Source organism: Exiguobacterium sp. s189 (assembly GCF_018617615.1).
Lineage (GTDB): Bacteria > Bacillota > Bacilli > Exiguobacteriales > Exiguobacteriaceae > Exiguobacterium > Exiguobacterium aestuarii_A.
Genome location: NZ_JACSKM010000001.1, coordinates 336640 through 354961, shown reverse-complemented (window position 1 = coordinate 354961; position 18322 = coordinate 336640). Strand labels below are relative to the sequence as shown.

Genomic DNA, 18322 nt, shown 5'->3' with positions numbered 1-18322 from the left:
TAAGAACTGAAAGAGTGCGGAGGGGATAACGTTGACACTACGTGACTTTGAACATCAAATATTAAACGTACTCAAAGACGGTGTGATTGTGATGGACCATGACCGAACGATCATCTCGATGAATCAATCGGCCGAACAATTGACGGGATGGCAAATCGGAGAACCGGTTCCCTATTGTTCTTTTTGTCAGAAGCGAAACGTGAACATTAGCGAAGAACGTTGCTATTTGATTGAACATGAACGTTCCCCATATTTCACTTCGGAGATGCCGACATACTCTGGGAAAATGGTTGACGTTGAGATGAACACGGCTCGCATCTTAAATGATCCGACGACCGGTGCGACATACTATCTGCTTGTCTTACGAGATTTTACAGAACGAAAGCGCAGGGAAGCGCATATCTTAAGAGAACAAATGGTTCGGGAATTGATTCGGGCGAGAGAAGAGGAACATGAACGATTGGCTCAAGAGTTACATGATGGGGTCGGACAATCGCTGTTTAGTATCACGCTTGCCTTGAATTCATTGCAATCAGACGTAGTTGACCCCGATAAAAAAGAATATTTGAGTTCTGTCATTTCTGAAGTGAGTCTCCTGATGGATCACGTCAGAAATTATTCAAAACAGTTGAGACCAGTCGAACTTGATCAATTTGGACTGGAATCGGCACTACAGGTGCTACTTGATAGTTTTGCCACTCGTTATCCGAACGTGGCATTTCATACGGATTTTCGACTAAAGACACGATGTGATTCCCTTGTTGAGATTAATTTATATCGAATTGTCCAAGAGGCACTTGTGAACGCAATGAAGTATGCGAATCCGACAAATGTTGATTGTCGAGTAATTGAACAGGAGGAACAAATTGAATTGTTGTTTCGAGATGATGGAGTTGGCTTTGATTCTCTCGTGGTCTCGAAAGGGTTAGGGCTACGTCACATGGAAGAAAGGGCAAAAACAATAGAAGGATTGTTTCAGATCGTTTCGGTGATAGGACACGGGACTGAAATTTCAGTGTCAGTTCCGAGAGAGCGAGGTCATGATGAAACCGATTAATGTATTGATCGTTGATGATCATGAGTTAGTGCGACGTGGATTAAAACTGATGTTTCGTACAAATGAGCGCATTCGTGTAGTTGGGGAAGCGGCAGAGGGAGCAGCGGCAATACAAGAAGCGATTCGGACGCGTCCCGATGTCATTTTACTTGATATCACGATGCCGAATGGATTGGATGGGTTTGTGACGGTTCAAGCACTCGCTGAGGAAGTACCTTCCGCAAAAATCATCTTACTGACGATGCATGATGAAGAGATTTATATCAAACGTGCTCTTGAGCTGGATGTACCTGGTTTTATGTCTAAAAATAGCGATCCATCTCAACTAGCAGAAGGGATTGAGTATGTATTTGACGGGAAACGATATTATTCGACGTCATTGACCGAGGATTATATTGACAAGCTCGTGCTTCAAAAGAATGGTCACCCGTTATTGACACGTCGTGAACTAGAGATTGTGCGGTTGTCGACTTTAGGGTATAGCCATAATGAGATCGGGGAAAAATTAGGAATCAGTCCCAAGACAGTAGAGAATCATAAAGCACGGATTATGAACAAACTACAGATGAAGCACCGACACGAATTGGTGCAATACGCCTTGAAAAATCATTTGATTGAAATGGAAGGATGATTGAAAGAATGAAAGTAGAAGTAGAAAAAACGATCGATTCGCAATACATCCAGCAACATCTGGCAAATGAACGTACATTTTTGGCATGGATCCGTACTGCGATTACCGTGATTGGGATTGGTTTCTTAGTGACGAATTTTCATTATTATCGAAGCGAGAATCTAAATGGTGCAGAACATCAATTGATCTCGGCTATCGGGATGTTATCTATTTTGTTCGGCATCAGTACAATTCTTGTAGGAACCCGTTCCTATTTGAAAAAAGTGCATACGATTAATACGCAACAATTCAAATCTGCGAAGATGAGTCTCATTGCTTTGGCAATTGGGATGGTCTTCATCTTTTCGCTCATCCTCTTCGTGAGCTACTTTTTATTGTGAACACAATCAGGCACCGTCTCTCTTACGAGGACGGTGCCTTTTACGTTACTGCGTCACAATCGCTTCAAGACGATCGAGTTGAGAGGTGAATCCTTCGACAGCCCCCATCTCGACGACTTGTTGGAGAGCTTCTTCATTCGGGAATTCGGAGCGGCTAATGAATAACGTGCCTTCCGATATATCGAGAAACTCATTCGTGATGGTCATGACAGGTAAGTCCGGATTGACGTGTCCGTCCGCATCTGAGAACGCATCCGTATAGACGATTCGGGAATAGGGATCAATCTCGATAAAGGTCGATTTGCCCCATGATTCCATACCGTAAAAGTCACCTTGATTTTTGTCGACACACGTCATGCAGTAGTGCCAAATTCCATCTGGTTTGAAGTCGAAGCTGTATACTTTCGTCTCCCATCCAGCCGGTCCCCACCATTTCTCTAAATGTGCGGGTGTCGAGAATGCCTCAAATACAAGTTGCCGCGGTGCCTTGAACAGACGTTCCATGATCAATGTCGTGCCCTCTACATGTGATTTGACCGTACTCATGATTGATTCTCCTCTCGTTGTGACTCCGCTAAAAACGTTTCCAATCGATCGAGACGCTCTGTTTCCCGCGCGATATAGGTCTGCCAAGCATCTAAAGGTTCAAGTGCTTGAGACTTGAGCGCATAGCGTCGCCGATTGGCATCAACCGTTACTGTGACAAGCCCCGCATCATATAAGATTCGTAAGTGTTTCGACGTCTGCGGTTGACTGATTCCAAGTTGATTTGCCATCATTCCGACCGTCCACTCCTGTTTCCGTAACAATTCAATCATCCGTAACCGATTCGGGTCGGCTAACGCTTGAAACAAAGAAGCCAGTTTCTCTTCCATCTTTCGTCACCGTCCTCTTATCTCCTTATATTCCCTATATGGAATATTCTAAAACAAGAATATAAAAAAGGAATTCGTGATGAATTCCTTAATGTCGATATCCGCGAATCCAAGTCGTCATGTAGACGAGTGTCGCGATGATGAGCGTAGAAGCGAGTGCATAGATCGGATATGCGGGAAGTGTGTCTTCAAATAACGGATAAAACATGAACGACCCCATAAAAATAGGAACGGAGATGCCGAACGAAACGTATGCCGCTTTAGTTGCTTTCGCTGTGATGATTTGTTCACGCTCATCGATTTCACTGAACTCGGTCATCCGGACAGACCATTGAGTGAAACTCAATTGCTTGTTCGGTCGTGTGTTGAACGAATAGACTGTCCAAACAATGCCAAAAACAACGAGTAATAGTAGTGGAAGCAGATTGAATTCAACTAAGAAGCGATCAGACTCGATGACGGTCTTCGATACATCAGATAGAAATGAGCTGAATAGAAAAGCCATCAATACATACGAGATGATGCTTGAAATAGACTGAACGACGACGTGTTTCATTGTGATTCCTCCTCGATTGTGAATATAGATTCGACCGGTTCCTCGAACACTCGCGCGATTTGCATCGCTAACATAAGCGACGGCGTATAACTTCCTTTCTCGAGCGAGATGATTGTCTGTCTCGTCACACCGACCTTTTCGGCAAGGTCGCCTTGGGTTAACTGGTGCCGAGCACGCAGTTCTTTCACACGGTTGACCAATGGCATATTGCCACCTCATTTCTAGTTTCTACCACTAGTGTAAAACAAACTTTACATAATGTAAAGAAGACTTTACTTAGTTGGAGGTGATACAATAACGTTATAGTCGAAAGGGGAGATGATAGATGAAGGCGATTGGGGGACAACATCACGTGTCGGCGATGACCGGGGATGCCAAAAAGAACTTACGATTCTATACGGAAGTACTAGGGATGCGACTCGTCAAAAAGACGGTCAACCAAGATGATCCATCGATGTATCACCTGTTCTATGCGGACGAGACGGGGACGCCTGGAACCGATTTGACGTTCTTTGAGTTACCGTTTCTCGGACAGACGTATCGAGGGTCAAACAGTATTTCCCGGACAGCGCTCAGAGTACCGGATGGGGCGCTCGCATACTGGCAGAAGCGTTTTGACACGTTCGATGTATCTTACGGAGAAATCGAGTCGGTTTTAGGAAGGGCAACCCTTTCGTTCGAAGATCATGAAGGCCAACGCCTATGTCTGGTGGAAGGAGGGAGCGGGACACCTTGGAGAAATGGTCCTGTTTCGACGGACGTCGGCATCTTCGGTCTCGGATTTAGTGAGTGGACGGTACGGAGGATTGACAAGACGGCACGAGTGCTGACTGAAATACTCGGTTATCGATATGTGACGACGTTTGAACGGGATGGTCACGATGTGCGCGTTTTTCAAACAGGAGAAGGTAGCGTGGCGACAGAGATTCATCTCGTCGATCGACCGGATTTGCCATCGGAACGACCAGGTCGGGGAAGTGTGCATCATGTGGCGATTCGAGTGGAAGAAACAGACGATATGGCGAAGTGGATTGAGAAACTTGACGCACATGGCATCAGTCACTCCGGTCTCATTGACCGTTATTATTTCCAGTCGATCTACTTCCGCGAGCCGAGCGGGATTTTAGTAGAACTGGCGACAGATGAACCTGGATTCGCGACGGATGAATCAGTTGAAGCACTCGGAGAACGCTTGGCCTTGCCGCCATTTCTAGAGTCGAGACGAGCGGAAATCGAATCGAAACTAAAGAAATTGTAATCGAATGAACATTCATAACTGTAATGAGGTGAATGAATTGGATACGCAAGCAGTCAATCTTGTGATTGCCAGATTGCTAGGTGAAATGATCGAGCAATACCGGCCTCATCAATGGATAAAAACAGAAGAGGCGTTTCCCCATCCTTATCAGTTCAATAAAGTGAGTTATGACTATTCTGGAGAGGTTGAACCGATGACGCTGGAAACATTTCAAGACTTGGTTAACAAGCTCGGAAATAACCATTGGTACTCATCCAAATTCGAAGAGTTGCTACACAACATTTATATCAATCAATGGGTGCCAACATTCACATCAAATTTCGGTAAGCATTGGCAATGCTACCACGACTTATTGTTTGATGCGTATAACGATTGGAAATATACACATTTTGAATTGTATGACGAAGATGGAAATGAACTCGATGAAGAGTTAGAAAACAACCTGAATGAATGTTTTGAAAATTTCATTCATCAAACGTCCCCAGAACTATATGTGAAAAAAATGATGAAACGTTGGTGGCGATGAGTCCTAAAAATAGAGACATACAAAAACCCGACGGACTTTTTTCAGTCCGTCGGGTTTTGTACGCCTAAGAGCAGGGCAAGTTCGTTCGTTCGATTGGCGACGAGATCGGCAATCGTGTAACGGTCGAGCACTTGAAAGAACGCAAGCATCGCCTCATTCAACACACTCCGTAAGTCACAGGCCGGTGCGATCACACATCGACCTTCCCCGAAGCATTCCACGAGCTCGAGCGGTTCCATCGTTCGAACGACCTCGCCTACATTGATGTCTTCCATCGGGCGCGCGAGACGGAAGCCGCCACCACGGCCACGAACCGACTCCAAGTATCCATGTTTTCCAAGCTCGTATACGACTTTCATGACATGATTTTTGGAAATTTTGTATTGGTCTGCGACTTCTTGAATCGTGACCAGCCGATGCGAAAACGTGGCGCTATACATCAACGTCCGTAGTGCGTAGTCACACGTTTGCGTGAGTCTCATCCATCATCACCTCTTTTTCCATTGTACAAGACAACGTTTAAAAGTGCGATTCGAACAAATGTGAAAGGGTGATGGCAGAAATGAGTCGGAATCGTGAAATCTGTTTTAAAGAAGTATTTCATATATTGCTTTAAAGTGACTTGACTCACATAATGAACGTGTACGAAACAAAAGGGGGATAAACATATGTTAGATCAACAAACGATTGAGATTGTAAAAGCGACGGCGCCTGTTTTGAAAGAGCATGGTGTGACGATTACGAAGCATTTTTATCAACGAATGTTTGAACAAAATCCAGAAGTTCGTCACTTCTTCAACCATACGAACCAAAAACGAGGACGCCAACCGGAGGCACTTGCGAACGCGGTCTATGCGGCAGCGCTTCATATCGACCGACTCGAAGCGATTCTTCCTGCCATTCAACCGGCACTCCATAAACATAAGAGTTTGAATATACGTCCAGAACATTATCCGATTGTCGGTGAAAACTTACTCGGAGCGATTCAAGATGTCCTCGGAGAAGCGGCAACACCAGACATCATCGATGCATGGGCGAAAGCGTATGGCGTGATTGCCGATGTCTTCATCTCACTCGAGAAACAGATGTATGATGACGCACCGTGGGTCGGATTCAAACCGTTCGTCATCGAAGAAATCATTGAAGACACACCGGAAGTGAAGCGATTACGTCTCGTTGCGAAAGATGGGATCGTCGGTGCAGCCATCCCTGGACAATACATCTCGGTTCAGGCGCGAATCGCTGGCGAGGACATCTTGCACCACCGCCAATATAGTGTCATCGATACGACAGAGAACGGGTACTGGATTGCACCGAAACAAGAAGGGCTCGTTTCGAACTGGCTCCATGAACAGACGGTTAGTACCGAAATTCCGGTGAGCGCACCGGCAGGAGAATTCATTCTTGAAGCATCAGATCGTCCGCTTGCACTGATTGCGGGAGGGATCGGCATCACACCACTCTTCAATATGGCGAAGACGGCACTCGGACAAGGGCGCTCCGTCACATTGTTGCACGCGGTTCGCAACACAACACTCCGTCCGCTCGGAGACGAACTTGATGAACTTGTGGCTAAAGGGCTCCACCTCATCACACACGTGGATGACGTATCGGGTTGTATGAGTGCGACGCAACTCGAGGCACTTGATATCGAAGGGCATGACGTTTACACGTGCGGACCGAATGCGATGATGGAAACGGTCGTACGCGTCATCCCTCAGGCACGATATGAATTTTTCGGACCGTCTGGAGTTCTTGCGACCAACTAAAAAAGACGACTAAAAAAGTCGTCTTGACGCATGACATAGGTTATTCCGTGAGTTCACTTGAATGTATGACTTGTTTGTTGGCATTCAACGTCTCAAGCGACCACACACCATCTGGACGTTTTGTTGTTTCGATGACATAGGTCATGGTGTAGCTTTCGATTTCGGGATCGTTGACGGGAAAATCTTTTGAGCCATCGTCGCCGTTCAACCGTAAATAAACGACATCTTCTGGGCGCTCTTTTAGATGGACGCCGATGTACTCCTTGTTTTCGACTTGAAGGGTGACGAAATCAAAAGGTTGATTCGGCTCTGTTTGTTTCGTGACAGATCCTAAGTTCCCTGTTTCGACATCAATCTCGGCTAGACCGATGACGGATCGATCTTCATTTGTGTAAAAAGAGAGAACGGACTGTTCCATGTTATGAATTTGAAACGTATACCAATCGTTCATCGTCATATAACGATTCATTTCCTTTTCGGCATTCTCGTATGAGTTACCGTTCTGAATGTTCGTGTACGTGTACAGTCCGACACCGACTGCGATTGCTACGATGATGAGACCGGAGACGATTGTGAGTAGGATGATTCGCTTAGACATGATTCTTCCTCCAATCTTTTATAAATAGAGACACCCCATGCCTCGCGAATGCGTGCATGGGGTGTTTGAATTAGTACGTCAAGCTCGCGGCGACGATGATGCCGACGACGAGTGATGCGGCGAATAAGCTAAAACCGATGGCCATGTTGCCGTTCTCGACTTCTTTTTCTAAGTTCACGCCAGGCGTGAGGACATATTCAAACGTCCAGAACGCCAATACTTGGGCGACAATCCCGACGAGTCCCCAGATGAACGCATCGAGCAAGTTGACGCTGTTCGCCCAAACCGTATAGATGACGATGGCAAGTCCGAGCGCTTTCCCCCAAAGTTTCAAGGCGACGGCCATATTGCCTTCTTTGATTAATTTACGTTCCGAATATTTGGTCGTCAGGGCGAAGATGATGAGTCCCGCAAGAATGAGGCCGAACCCCGTCCCGAGGTGGGCGAGGAAGCTTAAGATTGAATCGAGTGTGATGAATGTCATGAGTTCGTCTCCTTTTGTGTAGGTGTGCCAACGGCTAAGTAGTAAGATTGGTTGTTCGTGATCATGCTACCGGCGCGGACGCCGAGTGCGGACGAGTGTCCGTTCAAACAGAAACATCCGACCATATAATGCGTCTCGACACGACCTTTGACGGTCGTCGTCATCCGTGTCGGAAGTTCGATGAACTGTTGGTATACGGCCGTCTCTTCCGCATACGTTTGTAGTGCTTCTCGGTGAAACGGTTGACCTTCTTTCGTGTACAAGATGACGGAGTCCCCTTCACGTCCGAACGCCGGTTTTTTGACATAGTCCGATTCGCCGAGAAACGGTGTCTCATCTAAGTAAGTCGGTAAAAAATAGGTGTCGATGATGTCGCGCTCGGCTTCATCGAACAATGTCTCGGTCTCATACAATTCCCAAATGAGGGCTTGGACACCTTTCGACTGCATGAGGAATGCCGAGAGCGGGTTGAGCAGCGATACATGTTTTTGTTGATTGAGTTCAAGTAACCGGATGCCGATCAAGTCGCCGTCTGGTGCCCGGTCGTCTACGAGATGCTCAATCGGATACGTTTGGCGATATAAGATGTCGATCCGTTCACCCGATGGCGTGTAGACACCGTCTTCGTCGACGAGTAAGGCATGCAATGGTACGAATTCAGACGGTAAGTCGAGCGTTTCTTGCAAGAAACGAGCCGTCCATTTGTCTTCGATGTTGTCGTCATGTGCCGTAAAGACGATTTTTGGTGTACCTTCACGTCCGAGTCGTTTCCATGCGGCAACGATGGCCTTCCGTAGTTCGGTTTTCAGTTGAGCGGTCGCTTCCCTGTTCGGGTCGAGAAGACCAAACTCGGAAGCGACTACGCCGTTCACGTCAAACAGTTCCTTAATAAACGTCGGTGTATCCGCATTGAACTCCATCAATTTGAGTTGACCGTCTTTCATGATCCAGTCGTATCGACCGATGATCGTCTCTTGTGGGATCGTTTTCTCCCGTAAGAAAGGGAGACTCGCTTCGGGATAACCGAGCAGTCGGAGCGTCTCGTCCGGTAGCGTACGCATCAATTGATTCGTCTTCCGAAAAATCGAATCAACCGCCCCGGTCGCTTCCCGAATCGAGTCAACCTGCGAGGCGGTCATTTCGAAACAATCGTATAGGGCATATTCTTCATCGTTTAAATCGGGCCAAAAATAAGGAATTTGACTGTAAAGTTCGTCACGCGTCATCCGCCAAATCCACCTTTAGAGCCGCTTCCAAGTCCAGATTTTGACGTTCCTGAATTGGAACCGTTCGACACGGCGCCGGTCGCGCCGCCGTTCGACTTGTAAGATTTGTAGGTAGAAGAATTTTTTAGTGCACTTTTCGAGCGGAACAGGCTACCGAGTAAGAAGTAGCTACCATAGTGTGGGGACCGATCGTCGTCGCAATAATACGACTCCGTCACGTCATCCCAGTCCCAATCGTCACATTCATAGCCGGTCGGTTCTTCCGGGAGTGACGCTTCGTTATAACTGTCGTCTCCGCAAGCGGCAAGAGAGGTCGTCAATACCGCCGCAGAGAGACCGCTTAAAATTTTCTTACTTGTCTTCATGTTGATTCCTCCAATTCATAGCCAGTCGGTGTGACATAGATGACATACACACCACGATCTTCATCTGTTTCTGCTGAATCCCGCTCATACTCTTTGCCGGCCACGTACAAGTACTGGCTCCCAAGCATGGCGAGCGCATCGAGGTGACGGTCGACGTAATAGGCTTCGAGTAACGGATTGTCAAATCGGTCATCGAGCGTACGAATCTCGACTTTGATCTCGCTCGTTTCGTGTTTGTCCATCGGTCCTTCTGTGTAACGGTCGACGTAAATCAAGAAGTATTGATCGCCTTCTAGGGCGGATGAGCGTTGTTTATAGGTCATGCCGTCTTTGACGAAAAACTCACATTCACGACGGGCCAGCACTTCATCTAAGCCGAGAGACGTGTAATGATATAGTGGTTCGAACGATAATTCATTTTTATAGAGACGATACTCTAAGACGATTGAGTTCATATGTCAGTCCTTCCTTTTTTCTTCTTATACGGAATCACGATCAAAATGGTTTCGTGAATCTTTTTGTAGATACGTTTAGTATATAAGAGAGAAGGAGGGGGAAACAGTGCATATCTTATTTCGTTTGTGGAAAGGGTTAGCGAAATTATCATTTTTGAATGTCGTTCTAGCTTCGATTGGCATTATTGTCCTAGGGACCGTGCTCGGTTATTGGTTAGAGCCTGAGACGTTCGGGTCATTATTTGATTCGTTCTGGTGGACGATGACGACGTTGACGACCGTCGGATATGGGGATTTTTATCCGTCCTCCGTGGCAGGGCGATGGCTCGGGATCTTCTTGTTCCTATTCGGGATCGGGATTATCGGGGCGTTGATTGGAAAATTAGTTGAAATCGGCGCGACGTTTCAACGGTTAAAACGGGAGGGAAGACTAGTGTATCGTGGAGAAGGACATTATGTGTATATCGGGTGGTCCCCGAAGACAAAAAAGGCAATTGATGAAGTGCTCAACTATGAACCGAAAGCGGAAATCGTCTTGATTGATCAGTTGATCGAAGAGCCGTACGTGCACGATCAAGTACACTTCGTTTCAGGGGATGCCTCAGATGAAGCGGTCTTATTGCAGGCGAACGTCCTGAAAGCACGACGCGTCGCCATTTTTGCGGATGCGCGAATCACGGAGACATTACTCGCCGATGGAAAATCGCTTTTGATCGCCTCAGCGGTCGAGGCGCTGTCCTCTGAACATCAAGTGGATTTGCACACGGTCGTTGAAGTGTGTGAAGAACGAAATATCTCGAAATTCAAACACGTCCGCGTCGACGATTTTATTTTGGCGAACGACTCAGTCTCCCTCTTAATGGCGAAAGCGACGTTACAGCCAGGGACGACGGCGATTTTCCGTCAATTGTTAAGCAAACAGTCAGGCGGGAACATCCAAGCGTTGAAACCAAAAGTCGAGTGGCAAAATGTTCGGCAAGCGAACACGGCTTTACTTGAATCAGGGGTGACACTCATCGCAGTCAATGACCGATTAGATGTGGCGACGATGCTCGACTTGCCGCTACAAGACACAGACATGCTCTATGTCGTCTGTCATGACGATGTATTTGAACGATTATCATAAGGAGTGAAACCATGCATAACGGAACGTTTATCCGAAAGATGACACGTATGCAAAACGTGCAACGATGGGACGAATATGCCCCTCATTATCATGATAATGCAGCGAGCCATAGCTTTCGTGTCGCGGTCTTCAGCTTGATCGCGGCTTATGTGGAAAAAGAGAACGGGCGTGACGTCGACTTGCTCGATTTGCTCGGAAAAGCCATTTTCCACGATATGAATGAAGTACAGACCGGTCCGATTATGCACCGAACGAAAAAAGAACCGACCTTGATCGGTCATATCGAACGGATGGAGCGGACGGCGAGCCTCGGTCTTGTCGAGTTGTTGTCACAGTCGTTACGTCCTCACTTCCACCGTTTTGTTGTTGAGGCGGAAGATGACTCGTTCGAAGGACGGATTGTCGACGGAATCGATTCTTTTGATGCGATGCTATTCGTACGACGGGAAGTCGCCCATGGCTCTCCTCATTTCGATGACAAGTTAGAAGAGATGAAAACCGCTCTCCGTCATCATCCGATTGATTCAGTGCGTTGGCTGTTCGACCAGGTCGAGGCAGAGACTGATGTGTTACGCTTCATCGAGAACGTCATGCGGATGGACAGTGTCCGTCGTTGGAAAGGGCGCTTCAATACGATTGACGACAACGATGCGATTCATGGTTTCCGGGCTGCCGCGCTCGGTATGTTCAGCGGACTCTTAGAGCGCGAGAAGTACAACGTCGACGTTGATGTCGCCGAACTCGTGGCACGTCTTCTTTGTCACGACTTAGTCGAAGGGGTGACCGGAGATGTGCTCGGACCGGTCAAGCATTCGACACAAGAGACGGGAGCGGCGTTCGAGGCATATGAGCGGGCAGAGAGTGAACGTCTTCTCGGGTTGTTGCCGGCATATATGCAGCCGGCGTTCCGTCGATACATGGCTGATTCGAAAGATGACACGTATGAAGGGATGCTCGTCGACATGATGGACAAACTCGATGCCCTCATTAAGATGAATATGGAGCGGAAGATGAACGGGGCCGAGTATGAGGTCACGTATCGCGAGCAGCTCCGTAAAGTCCAAATGCGTTATGAGAACCCGAGTATGATTTTCTTCCTCGCCTATATTTTGCACGACCTGGATTACGTCACAAGCTAAATCGATTCACACAGAAGTCGCGAACTTAATTGTTCGCGACTTTTTTATATCATTTATTGACATATATCATTTAACGATATATATTGAATATAAGAAATGTATCATTCAATGATATAGGAGGTGGAGAAGATGCCGCGAACGGACTCCTTGGAGTTAGGAGAACTGACGGATAGTATGTTTTACATCTTATTGGCGCTCACGACGCCGCGTCATGGTTATTTGGTCATGCAATTTGTCGAAGAAATCACAAGAGGACGAATGCAAATCGGTCCTGCGTCGATGTATACGATTATCAAAAAATTATTGAACGCCGAACTGATTGAACCGATGGACGGGGACGGAAAGAAAAAGAACTACCAGATTACGCGTAAAGGGCGTTCGATTCTGACGGATGATGTGAAGAGACGACAGGCGATGGTCGAAGATGCCTGTGCCATTTTAGATATGGAGGGATCACGATGAGACAGAAGTATATGTCGAGCTGGGGACTAGCGTTTGCCGAAGAGCGTGAGATGCGAAAACTAGAACGAATGGCAGCCAAGGGTTGGCATTTGAAGCAATTCGCACCTCTAGGATACACGCTCGTTGAAGGGGAACCGGAAGACGTTCAATATAGTTTGGATTATCGAACCCGTCCGGATGAAGACTACTTTGACCTGTTTGCATCGAGCGGATGGCAACATGTCACATCAACCGGGGATGAGATTCATATTTTCAAAGGGAATCGAGATGCCAAGCCGATTTATTCGGATGTCGAAACGGCAGAGGAGAAATATCATGACATGGAACGTCAGATGGGACGAGCTGCGCTCATCCTAGGTATTTTATGGATTGCCCTGTTTTCCTTGTTTCAGTTTGAGTGGCCAATCGTCGTCGAGACGATATTGATCGGTGTTCAACTACTCGTGACAATCGGTCTCGTATTTACAGGACTACCGTACATTGGCTACCGTTTCAAGCGAAAACGAATAAGCCGTCAAGGATGATTAGGCGGATGGCACAAGCCATCCGTCTTTGTTTCGTTCAACTGAACTATTCAAATGAAAAATAGTTAGGGAGAGAGAACTGTTTTTAGACGTCAGTCTATGCAACAAAATCAAAATCCTTCACAATAATCTATGCAAGCGCTTTCATTATTTAATTGAGGAGGAATGGATGATGTTGAAGAAACGACAAGGGATTGCCGTGCTGGCTGGAGTGACATCGATTGCACTGCTTTCGGGGCAACCGGTCGCACAAGCGGCAACTCCGCAGAACGGTACGATGATGCAATACTTTGAATGGTATGTCCCGAACGACGGGCTCCATTGGAACCGTCTCTCAAACGATTCGCAGCACTTGAAAGACATCGGCATCTCGACGGTGTGGATTCCACCGGCGTATAAAGGGACGTCTCAAAACGATGTCGGATACGGGGCCTATGATTTGTATGATTTAGGTGAGTTCAATCAAAAAGGGACGACACGGACGAAGTATGGAACAAAAGCGCAGCTACAGTCGGCCATCTCCAACTTACGCGGAAAAGGGATTGGCGTATACGGGGATGTGGTCATGAACCATAAGGGCGGAGCGGATTATACCGAGTCCGTTCAGGCTGTCGAGGTCAATCCTTCTAACCGGAATCAGGAGACGTCTGGGGAATATTCGATTTCTGCCTGGACCGGATTCAATTTTGCGGGCCGCAACAATACATACTCGCCGTTCAAGTGGCGTTGGTATCACTTTGACGGGACTGATTGGGATCAGTCACGGAACTTAAGCCGGATTTATAAATTCCGAAGTACGGGTAAAGCGTGGGACAGTGAAGTGTCCGGGGAGAACGGAAACTATGACTACTTGATGTACGCCGATGTCGATTTTGAACATCCGGAAGTTCGACAAGAGATGAAAAACTGGGGGAAATGGTACGCGGACTCGCTCGGTCTCGATGGATTCCGTCTCGATGCGGTCAAACATATTAATCATTCGTACTTGAAAGAATGGGTGACAAGTGTCCGACAGACGACAGGGAAAGAGATGTTCACCGTCGCGGAGTATTGGAAAAACGACCTTGGGGCCATCAATGATTACTTGGCGAAGACGGGCTATACTCACTCGGTATTCGATGTACCGCTCCACTACAACTTCCAAGCGGCAGGGAACGGCGGCGGTTACTATGACATGCGCAACATTCTAAAAGGAACGGTCGTCGAGCAGCATCCGACACTCGCCGTCACCATTGTCGATAACCATGACTCACAACCTGGGCAATCACTCGAGTCGACGGTTGCCAATTGGTTCAAACCGCTCGCCTATGCGACGATCATGACACGCGGTCAAGGATACCCGACACTCTTCTATGGAGACTATTATGGGACGAAAGGGACGACAAACCGTGAAATTCCGAATATGTCAGGGTCTCTTCAACCGATTTTGAAAGCGCGTAAAGACTTTGCCTATGGCACACAACATGACTACATCAACCACCAAGACGTCATCGGTTGGACACGTGAAGGTGTGACAGACCGTGCGAAGTCAGGTCTTGCGACGATTTTGTCGGACGGACCGGGTGGCTCGAAATGGATGTATGTCGGAAAGCAGAACGCGGGAGAAGTATGGAAGGACATGACCGGCAACAATGGTCGTCTCGTGACAATCAACGCGGACGGTTGGGGCGAGTTTTTCGTCAACGGCGGCTCGGTTTCCATCTATACACAACAATAAATCCATCAGACTTGTCTCATCTAAAAATGAGATAAGTCTTTTTTCTGAATTTTCACCACATAATTTTTATACGTGATATAATGACCTAGTGTTAATTCTTGATAGGGACGACTTTCCGATCCATGAATTCACATTGAACAACGTTGGTTGTTGGTTTCATTTATATTTTTGCGTTGTGACGCTGTTGAATTCAAGGAGGTTGTTATGAGTAAAGAAAAGATTGCCCAATTAAGAAAACACGTCTCGCCGTTTGAAAAGTCCGATATCCGGATTAGTGTGCGGCAGATGATCAATACGATTTTACCGTTTCTCGTATCATGGTTCTTAGCGTATCAACTACTGAGTGTCTCGATTTTCCTGACATTACCGTTCACGTTGATTGCGGCAGGATTTGTCGTGCGGATGTTCATCATCTTCCATGACTGCACGCACGGTTCATTCTTCAAAAATAAGAAGGCGAACGCGATTGTCGGAACCATTACAGGAATCTTGACGTTATTCCCGTACGAGAAGTGGAAGCGAGAGCATGCGATTCATCATGCGTCGAGCGGAAACTTGGATAAACGGGGCGTCGGGGACATCTGGGTCATGACGATTGAGGAGTACATAGAAGCTTCGAAATGGACGCGACTGAAATATCGCCTATATCGTCATCCACTCGTCATGTTTGGTCTTGGACCGCTTTGGCTCATTCTCGTGACGAGCCGTTTCAATCGAAAAGATGCGCGTAAGAAAGAACGCCAAAACACGTATATCATTAATCTCTCACTCGTCGTGTTATACAGTGCGTTGATTTATGTCATCGGATGGCAAGCTTTCCTCATTGTTCAAGGAACGACGATGTTCATCGCCGGCGTGCTTGGGATTTGGTTGTTCTATGTCCAGCACACGTTTGAAGATTCATACTTCGAGGATGAGCAGGAGTGGGATTACGTGAAGGCGGCAATCGAAGGAAGTTCGTATTATGAATTGCCGAAAGTGCTTCAATGGGTGACAGGAAATATTGGTTTCCATCACGTCCACCATTTGAGCCCGCGTGTCCCGAACTATCATTTGGAGAAGGCGCATACGTCGACACCACCGTTACAACGGGCGACGACGATCGGACTGTTCTCAAGTTTGAAGTCGTTACGCTACAAATTGTATGATACGAACAACAAAACATTCGTCACGTTCCGAGAAGTGCGCCATCTGTTGCGCCGAACGAACGCGGCATAAAAAAAGATTGTCCCCGTCAAAAGGGACAATCTTTTTAGCGTTTCCAGACCCATTCATCACTCTCATATTTCTTGATGAGCAAGTCGATTTCGGATTGCTGTTCTTTCGTGAAGACGAGCGGTTCGAACGTCAACGAGAAGGCATCTTTGAAGCCGGTCTCGAACGCGGCCGCTACTTCATCAAAGGAGACGAAGCGCTGTAACGTATCGTTCAAGGCGACGGCTTTTTCGCTGAACCGACTTTTGGCTTCACGTTTTTCGTGCTCTTCCATCGCGAAACAGTCGAATAGTACCTCATCGTCGACAGAAAGCGGGATGGATCCATGTTGCAAGACGGCCCCTTGGTGGCGCACTTGTGCGCTACCCGCAATCTTTTTCCCATCGACGGCCAGCTCATAATACGAGGCGGCATCGAAGCAGACGGCTGATTTCGGTTTGCGCAGTGCCTCACGATCTTCTTCCGTCAACGGCACCGAAAACTCGGCCGGTACACCGAGCTCGTGATATCCGCGACGGACTCCTTCCGTGAGTAGGCGATAACTCTCGATGATATTCGTTGGGAGGGCCGGTGTCGATTCGGGCAAGATGACGCTATACGTCAGCTCATCGGCGTGCAATACGGCGCGTCCCCCGGTCAGGCGACGGACGACCGGAATGTTGTTCTTCGTGAGGGCGTCACGGTCCAAGTCACGCGTCGCCCGTTGGAAACGCCCGACGCTGATCGCATGAGGTGCCCATGAATAAAAACGAAGCGTCGGTTTGAGTTCTCCCTTCGCGACCCAGTTGGCGATGGCTTCGTCAATCGCCATATTCTCAGCCGGTGAAGTGGATTCAGTTCTAAGTAAGTGCCACGTCGTACCAGTCATAATCTCTCTTCTTTCTATTAGTCGATTGGCAACATCGTGTGGCGACGCGCCTTGTGTACTTGTTCATCCGCATGGTAAGACGAGCGGACAAGCGGACCTGCCTCACAATGTGAGAATCCTTTCGATAGTGCGATCTCTTTCAATTCGGCGAACTCGTCCGGGTGGTAGTAACGTTCCACCTCGAGATGTTTCTTCGTCGGTTGCAAGTATTGACCGAGTGTCAAGATGTCGACGTTGTGTGCGCGGAGGTCATCCATCGCTTCAATCAATTCCTCTTTCGTTTCTCCGAGTCCGACCATGATTGACGATTTCGTCGGGATATCCGGGTTCAATTCTTTTGAGCGTTTCAAGAATTCGAGTGTGCGGTCGTATGTCGCTTTGGCACGGACTCTCGGTGTGAGGCGACGAACCGTCTCTAAGTTATGGTTCATGATGTCAGGACCCGCATCAATCAACGTCTGCAAGGCAGAGAAGTCACCCATCATGTCAGACGGGAGCACTTCGATTGATGTCTCTGGATTCATGGCACGGACGGCACGAACCGTTTCTGCGAAGACGGTAGCCCCGTAATCGTTCAAGTCATCACGTGCGACAGCAGTGATGACGACGTGTTTCAAATTCATGAGACGGACAGATTCGGCGACGCGCTTTGGCTCTTCCCAATCGAGCTCGTTCGGTTTACCAGTCGTGACGGCACAAAAACGGCAGGCCCGTGTACAAATACTTCCTAAAATCATGAACGTCGCGGTCCGACGTACCGCCCAACATTCATGGATATTCGGACACTTGGCTTCCTCACATACCGTATGTAGATTTTTTTCGCGCATCATCTTCTTCAAACCGGTATACGTGTCGTTCGTGTTTAATTTAATCTTTAACCATTCCGGCTTTCGTTTCAGTTCCCCTCTTGCCACAATAATTTCCCCCTTTTTGAAAGTTAACCTGTATCGAATTGAGTTTACCAAAAAAAGATTCAAAAACGAACCACGGAAATTATTGGTTTTGCCAATACAGTTTTCTGTGTATCAAAACAGAAACATTGTTTCAAAATGGTTACGCTTTCACATGAGTCATTGTTTCTGAAAAATGAA

General features: G+C 47.4%; 24 protein-coding genes. 12 read left to right on the top strand and 12 right to left on the bottom strand.

All coding sequences use genetic code 11. The annotated features are described in order from the left end of the window. Positions 1-31 precede the first annotated feature (31 nt). From KNO99_RS01780 to KNO99_RS01770, 3 genes are read left to right on the top strand one after another with little or no spacing between them, the layout of a single operon-like run. Positions 32-1057: a PAS domain-containing sensor histidine kinase gene (locus KNO99_RS01780; protein ID WP_251130916.1), complete on the top strand. Its 1026-nt coding sequence runs from the start codon at positions 32-34 to the stop codon at positions 1055-1057. Next, entirely contained in the window at positions 1041-1688 is a 648-nt protein-coding gene (locus KNO99_RS01775) for a response regulator (RefSeq protein ID WP_251130915.1), read from the top strand. Before KNO99_RS01780 ends, KNO99_RS01775 begins: the two co-directional genes overlap by 17 nt. Before the next feature lie 8 nt (positions 1689-1696). Further along, positions 1697-2068, top strand: a complete 372-nt coding sequence (locus KNO99_RS01770; RefSeq protein ID WP_214744721.1) for a YidH family protein — start codon at positions 1697-1699, stop codon at positions 2066-2068. Positions 2069-2113: 45 nt separating this feature from the next. Here the strand turns inward: KNO99_RS01770 and KNO99_RS01765 are convergent, their stop codons facing one another. The 4 genes from KNO99_RS01765 to KNO99_RS01750 all read right to left on the bottom strand — a co-directional run bounded on the left by KNO99_RS01765 (position 2114) and on the right by KNO99_RS01750 (position 3705). Next, a complete protein-coding gene (locus KNO99_RS01765) occupies positions 2114-2614 on the bottom strand; it encodes an SRPBCC family protein (RefSeq protein ID WP_214744719.1) in 501 nt (166 codons plus the stop codon). Beyond that, positions 2611-2943, bottom strand: coding sequence for an ArsR/SmtB family transcription factor (locus KNO99_RS01760; RefSeq protein ID WP_214744717.1), 333 nt, complete (start codon positions 2941-2943; stop codon positions 2611-2613). Before KNO99_RS01760 ends, KNO99_RS01765 begins: the two co-directional genes overlap by 4 nt. 88 nt (positions 2944-3031) lie before the next feature. Further along, positions 3032-3499 (bottom strand): hypothetical protein, encoded by a 468-nt coding sequence (locus tag KNO99_RS01755; RefSeq protein WP_214744715.1) that lies wholly within the window; start codon positions 3497-3499, stop codon positions 3032-3034. Continuing rightward, positions 3496-3705 carry a helix-turn-helix transcriptional regulator gene (locus KNO99_RS01750; protein WP_214742181.1) on the bottom strand — a complete coding sequence of 70 codons (210 nt, stop codon included), beginning with the start codon at positions 3703-3705 and terminating at the stop codon, positions 3496-3498. Before KNO99_RS01750 ends, KNO99_RS01755 begins: the two co-directional genes overlap by 4 nt. Before the next feature lie 119 nt (positions 3706-3824). Between KNO99_RS01750 and KNO99_RS01745 the strand changes: the two genes are divergently transcribed. Then, the gene (locus KNO99_RS01745) at positions 3825-4757 is read left to right on the top strand and encodes a ring-cleaving dioxygenase (RefSeq protein ID WP_214744714.1); all 933 of its coding nucleotides are present in this window, start codon (positions 3825-3827) and stop codon (positions 4755-4757) included. Between the two features lie 37 nt (positions 4758-4794). Next, on the top strand, positions 4795-5283 hold the full coding sequence (locus KNO99_RS01740; RefSeq protein ID WP_214744712.1) for a hypothetical protein: 489 nt from the start codon (positions 4795-4797) through the stop codon (positions 5281-5283). A 41-nt stretch (positions 5284-5324) separates the two neighbouring features. On the opposite strand, the gene KNO99_RS01735 is transcribed toward KNO99_RS01740, so the two are convergent. Further along, positions 5325-5765, bottom strand: coding sequence for an RrF2 family transcriptional regulator (locus KNO99_RS01735; RefSeq protein ID WP_214694713.1), 441 nt, complete (start codon positions 5763-5765; stop codon positions 5325-5327). A gap of 186 nt (positions 5766-5951) precedes the next feature. Here KNO99_RS01735 and KNO99_RS01730 point away from each other — a divergent pair, with 186 nt between their 5' ends. After that, on the top strand, positions 5952-7052 hold the full coding sequence (locus tag KNO99_RS01730) for a globin domain-containing protein (protein ID WP_214744710.1): 1101 nt from the start codon (positions 5952-5954) through the stop codon (positions 7050-7052). 40 nt (positions 7053-7092) lie between these two features. Here the strand turns inward: KNO99_RS01730 and KNO99_RS01725 are convergent, their stop codons facing one another. From KNO99_RS01725 to KNO99_RS01705, 5 genes are all read right to left on the bottom strand, one after another. Further along, positions 7093-7650 (bottom strand): hypothetical protein, encoded by a 558-nt coding sequence (locus tag KNO99_RS01725; RefSeq protein ID WP_214744708.1) that lies wholly within the window; start codon positions 7648-7650, stop codon positions 7093-7095. Between the two features lie 70 nt (positions 7651-7720). After that, positions 7721-8134 (bottom strand): DUF350 domain-containing protein, encoded by a 414-nt coding sequence (locus KNO99_RS01720; protein ID WP_074035708.1) that lies wholly within the window; start codon positions 8132-8134, stop codon positions 7721-7723. Then, positions 8131-9360 carry a glutathionylspermidine synthase family protein gene (locus KNO99_RS01715; RefSeq protein WP_214744707.1) on the bottom strand — a complete coding sequence of 410 codons (1230 nt, stop codon included), beginning with the start codon at positions 9358-9360 and terminating at the stop codon, positions 8131-8133. The genes KNO99_RS01720 and KNO99_RS01715 overlap by 4 nt, the downstream gene beginning before the upstream one ends. Continuing rightward, on the bottom strand, positions 9357-9725 hold the full coding sequence (locus KNO99_RS01710) for a hypothetical protein (RefSeq protein WP_214744705.1): 369 nt from the start codon (positions 9723-9725) through the stop codon (positions 9357-9359). Before KNO99_RS01710 ends, KNO99_RS01715 begins: the two co-directional genes overlap by 4 nt. Beyond that, positions 9722-10180 (bottom strand): hypothetical protein, encoded by a 459-nt coding sequence (locus tag KNO99_RS01705; RefSeq protein ID WP_214694705.1) that lies wholly within the window; start codon positions 10178-10180, stop codon positions 9722-9724. The genes KNO99_RS01710 and KNO99_RS01705 overlap by 4 nt, the downstream gene beginning before the upstream one ends. 106 nt (positions 10181-10286) lie before the next feature. Here KNO99_RS01705 and KNO99_RS01700 point away from each other — a divergent pair, with 106 nt between their 5' ends. The 6 genes from KNO99_RS01700 (at position 10287) to desA (ending at position 16366) form a co-directional block, all read left to right on the top strand. Then, entirely contained in the window at positions 10287-11306 is a 1020-nt protein-coding gene (locus tag KNO99_RS01700; protein ID WP_214744703.1) for an ion channel, read from the top strand. An 11-nt stretch (positions 11307-11317) separates the two neighbouring features. After that, positions 11318-12445, top strand: coding sequence for a YfbR-like 5'-deoxynucleotidase (locus tag KNO99_RS01695; protein WP_214744701.1), 1128 nt, complete (start codon positions 11318-11320; stop codon positions 12443-12445). Between the two features lie 129 nt (positions 12446-12574). Continuing rightward, positions 12575-12907 carry a PadR family transcriptional regulator gene (locus KNO99_RS01690; RefSeq protein ID WP_214744699.1) on the top strand — a complete coding sequence of 111 codons (333 nt, stop codon included), beginning with the start codon at positions 12575-12577 and terminating at the stop codon, positions 12905-12907. Further along, entirely contained in the window at positions 12904-13431 is a 528-nt protein-coding gene (locus KNO99_RS01685; protein ID WP_214744697.1) for a DUF2812 domain-containing protein, read from the top strand. The genes KNO99_RS01690 and KNO99_RS01685 overlap by 4 nt, the downstream gene beginning before the upstream one ends. 175 nt (positions 13432-13606) lie before the next feature. Then, positions 13607-15148: an alpha-amylase gene (gene amyS, locus KNO99_RS01680; protein ID WP_371743030.1), complete on the top strand. Its 1542-nt coding sequence runs from the start codon at positions 13607-13609 to the stop codon at positions 15146-15148. Positions 15149-15352: 204 nt separating this feature from the next. After that, on the top strand, positions 15353-16366 hold the full coding sequence (gene desA / locus KNO99_RS01675) for a Delta(5) desaturase DesA (protein WP_214744694.1): 1014 nt from the start codon (positions 15353-15355) through the stop codon (positions 16364-16366). Positions 16367-16400: 34 nt separating this feature from the next. Here desA and KNO99_RS01670 read toward each other — a convergent pair whose 3' ends face one another. Beyond that, positions 16401-17231: a lipoate--protein ligase family protein gene (locus tag KNO99_RS01670; protein ID WP_214744692.1), complete on the bottom strand. Its 831-nt coding sequence runs from the start codon at positions 17229-17231 to the stop codon at positions 16401-16403. Positions 17232-17248: 17 nt separating this feature from the next. Beyond that, entirely contained in the window at positions 17249-18196 is a 948-nt protein-coding gene (gene lipA, locus KNO99_RS01665) for a lipoyl synthase (protein ID WP_255541923.1), read from the bottom strand. Positions 18197-18322: the final 126 nt, after the last annotated feature.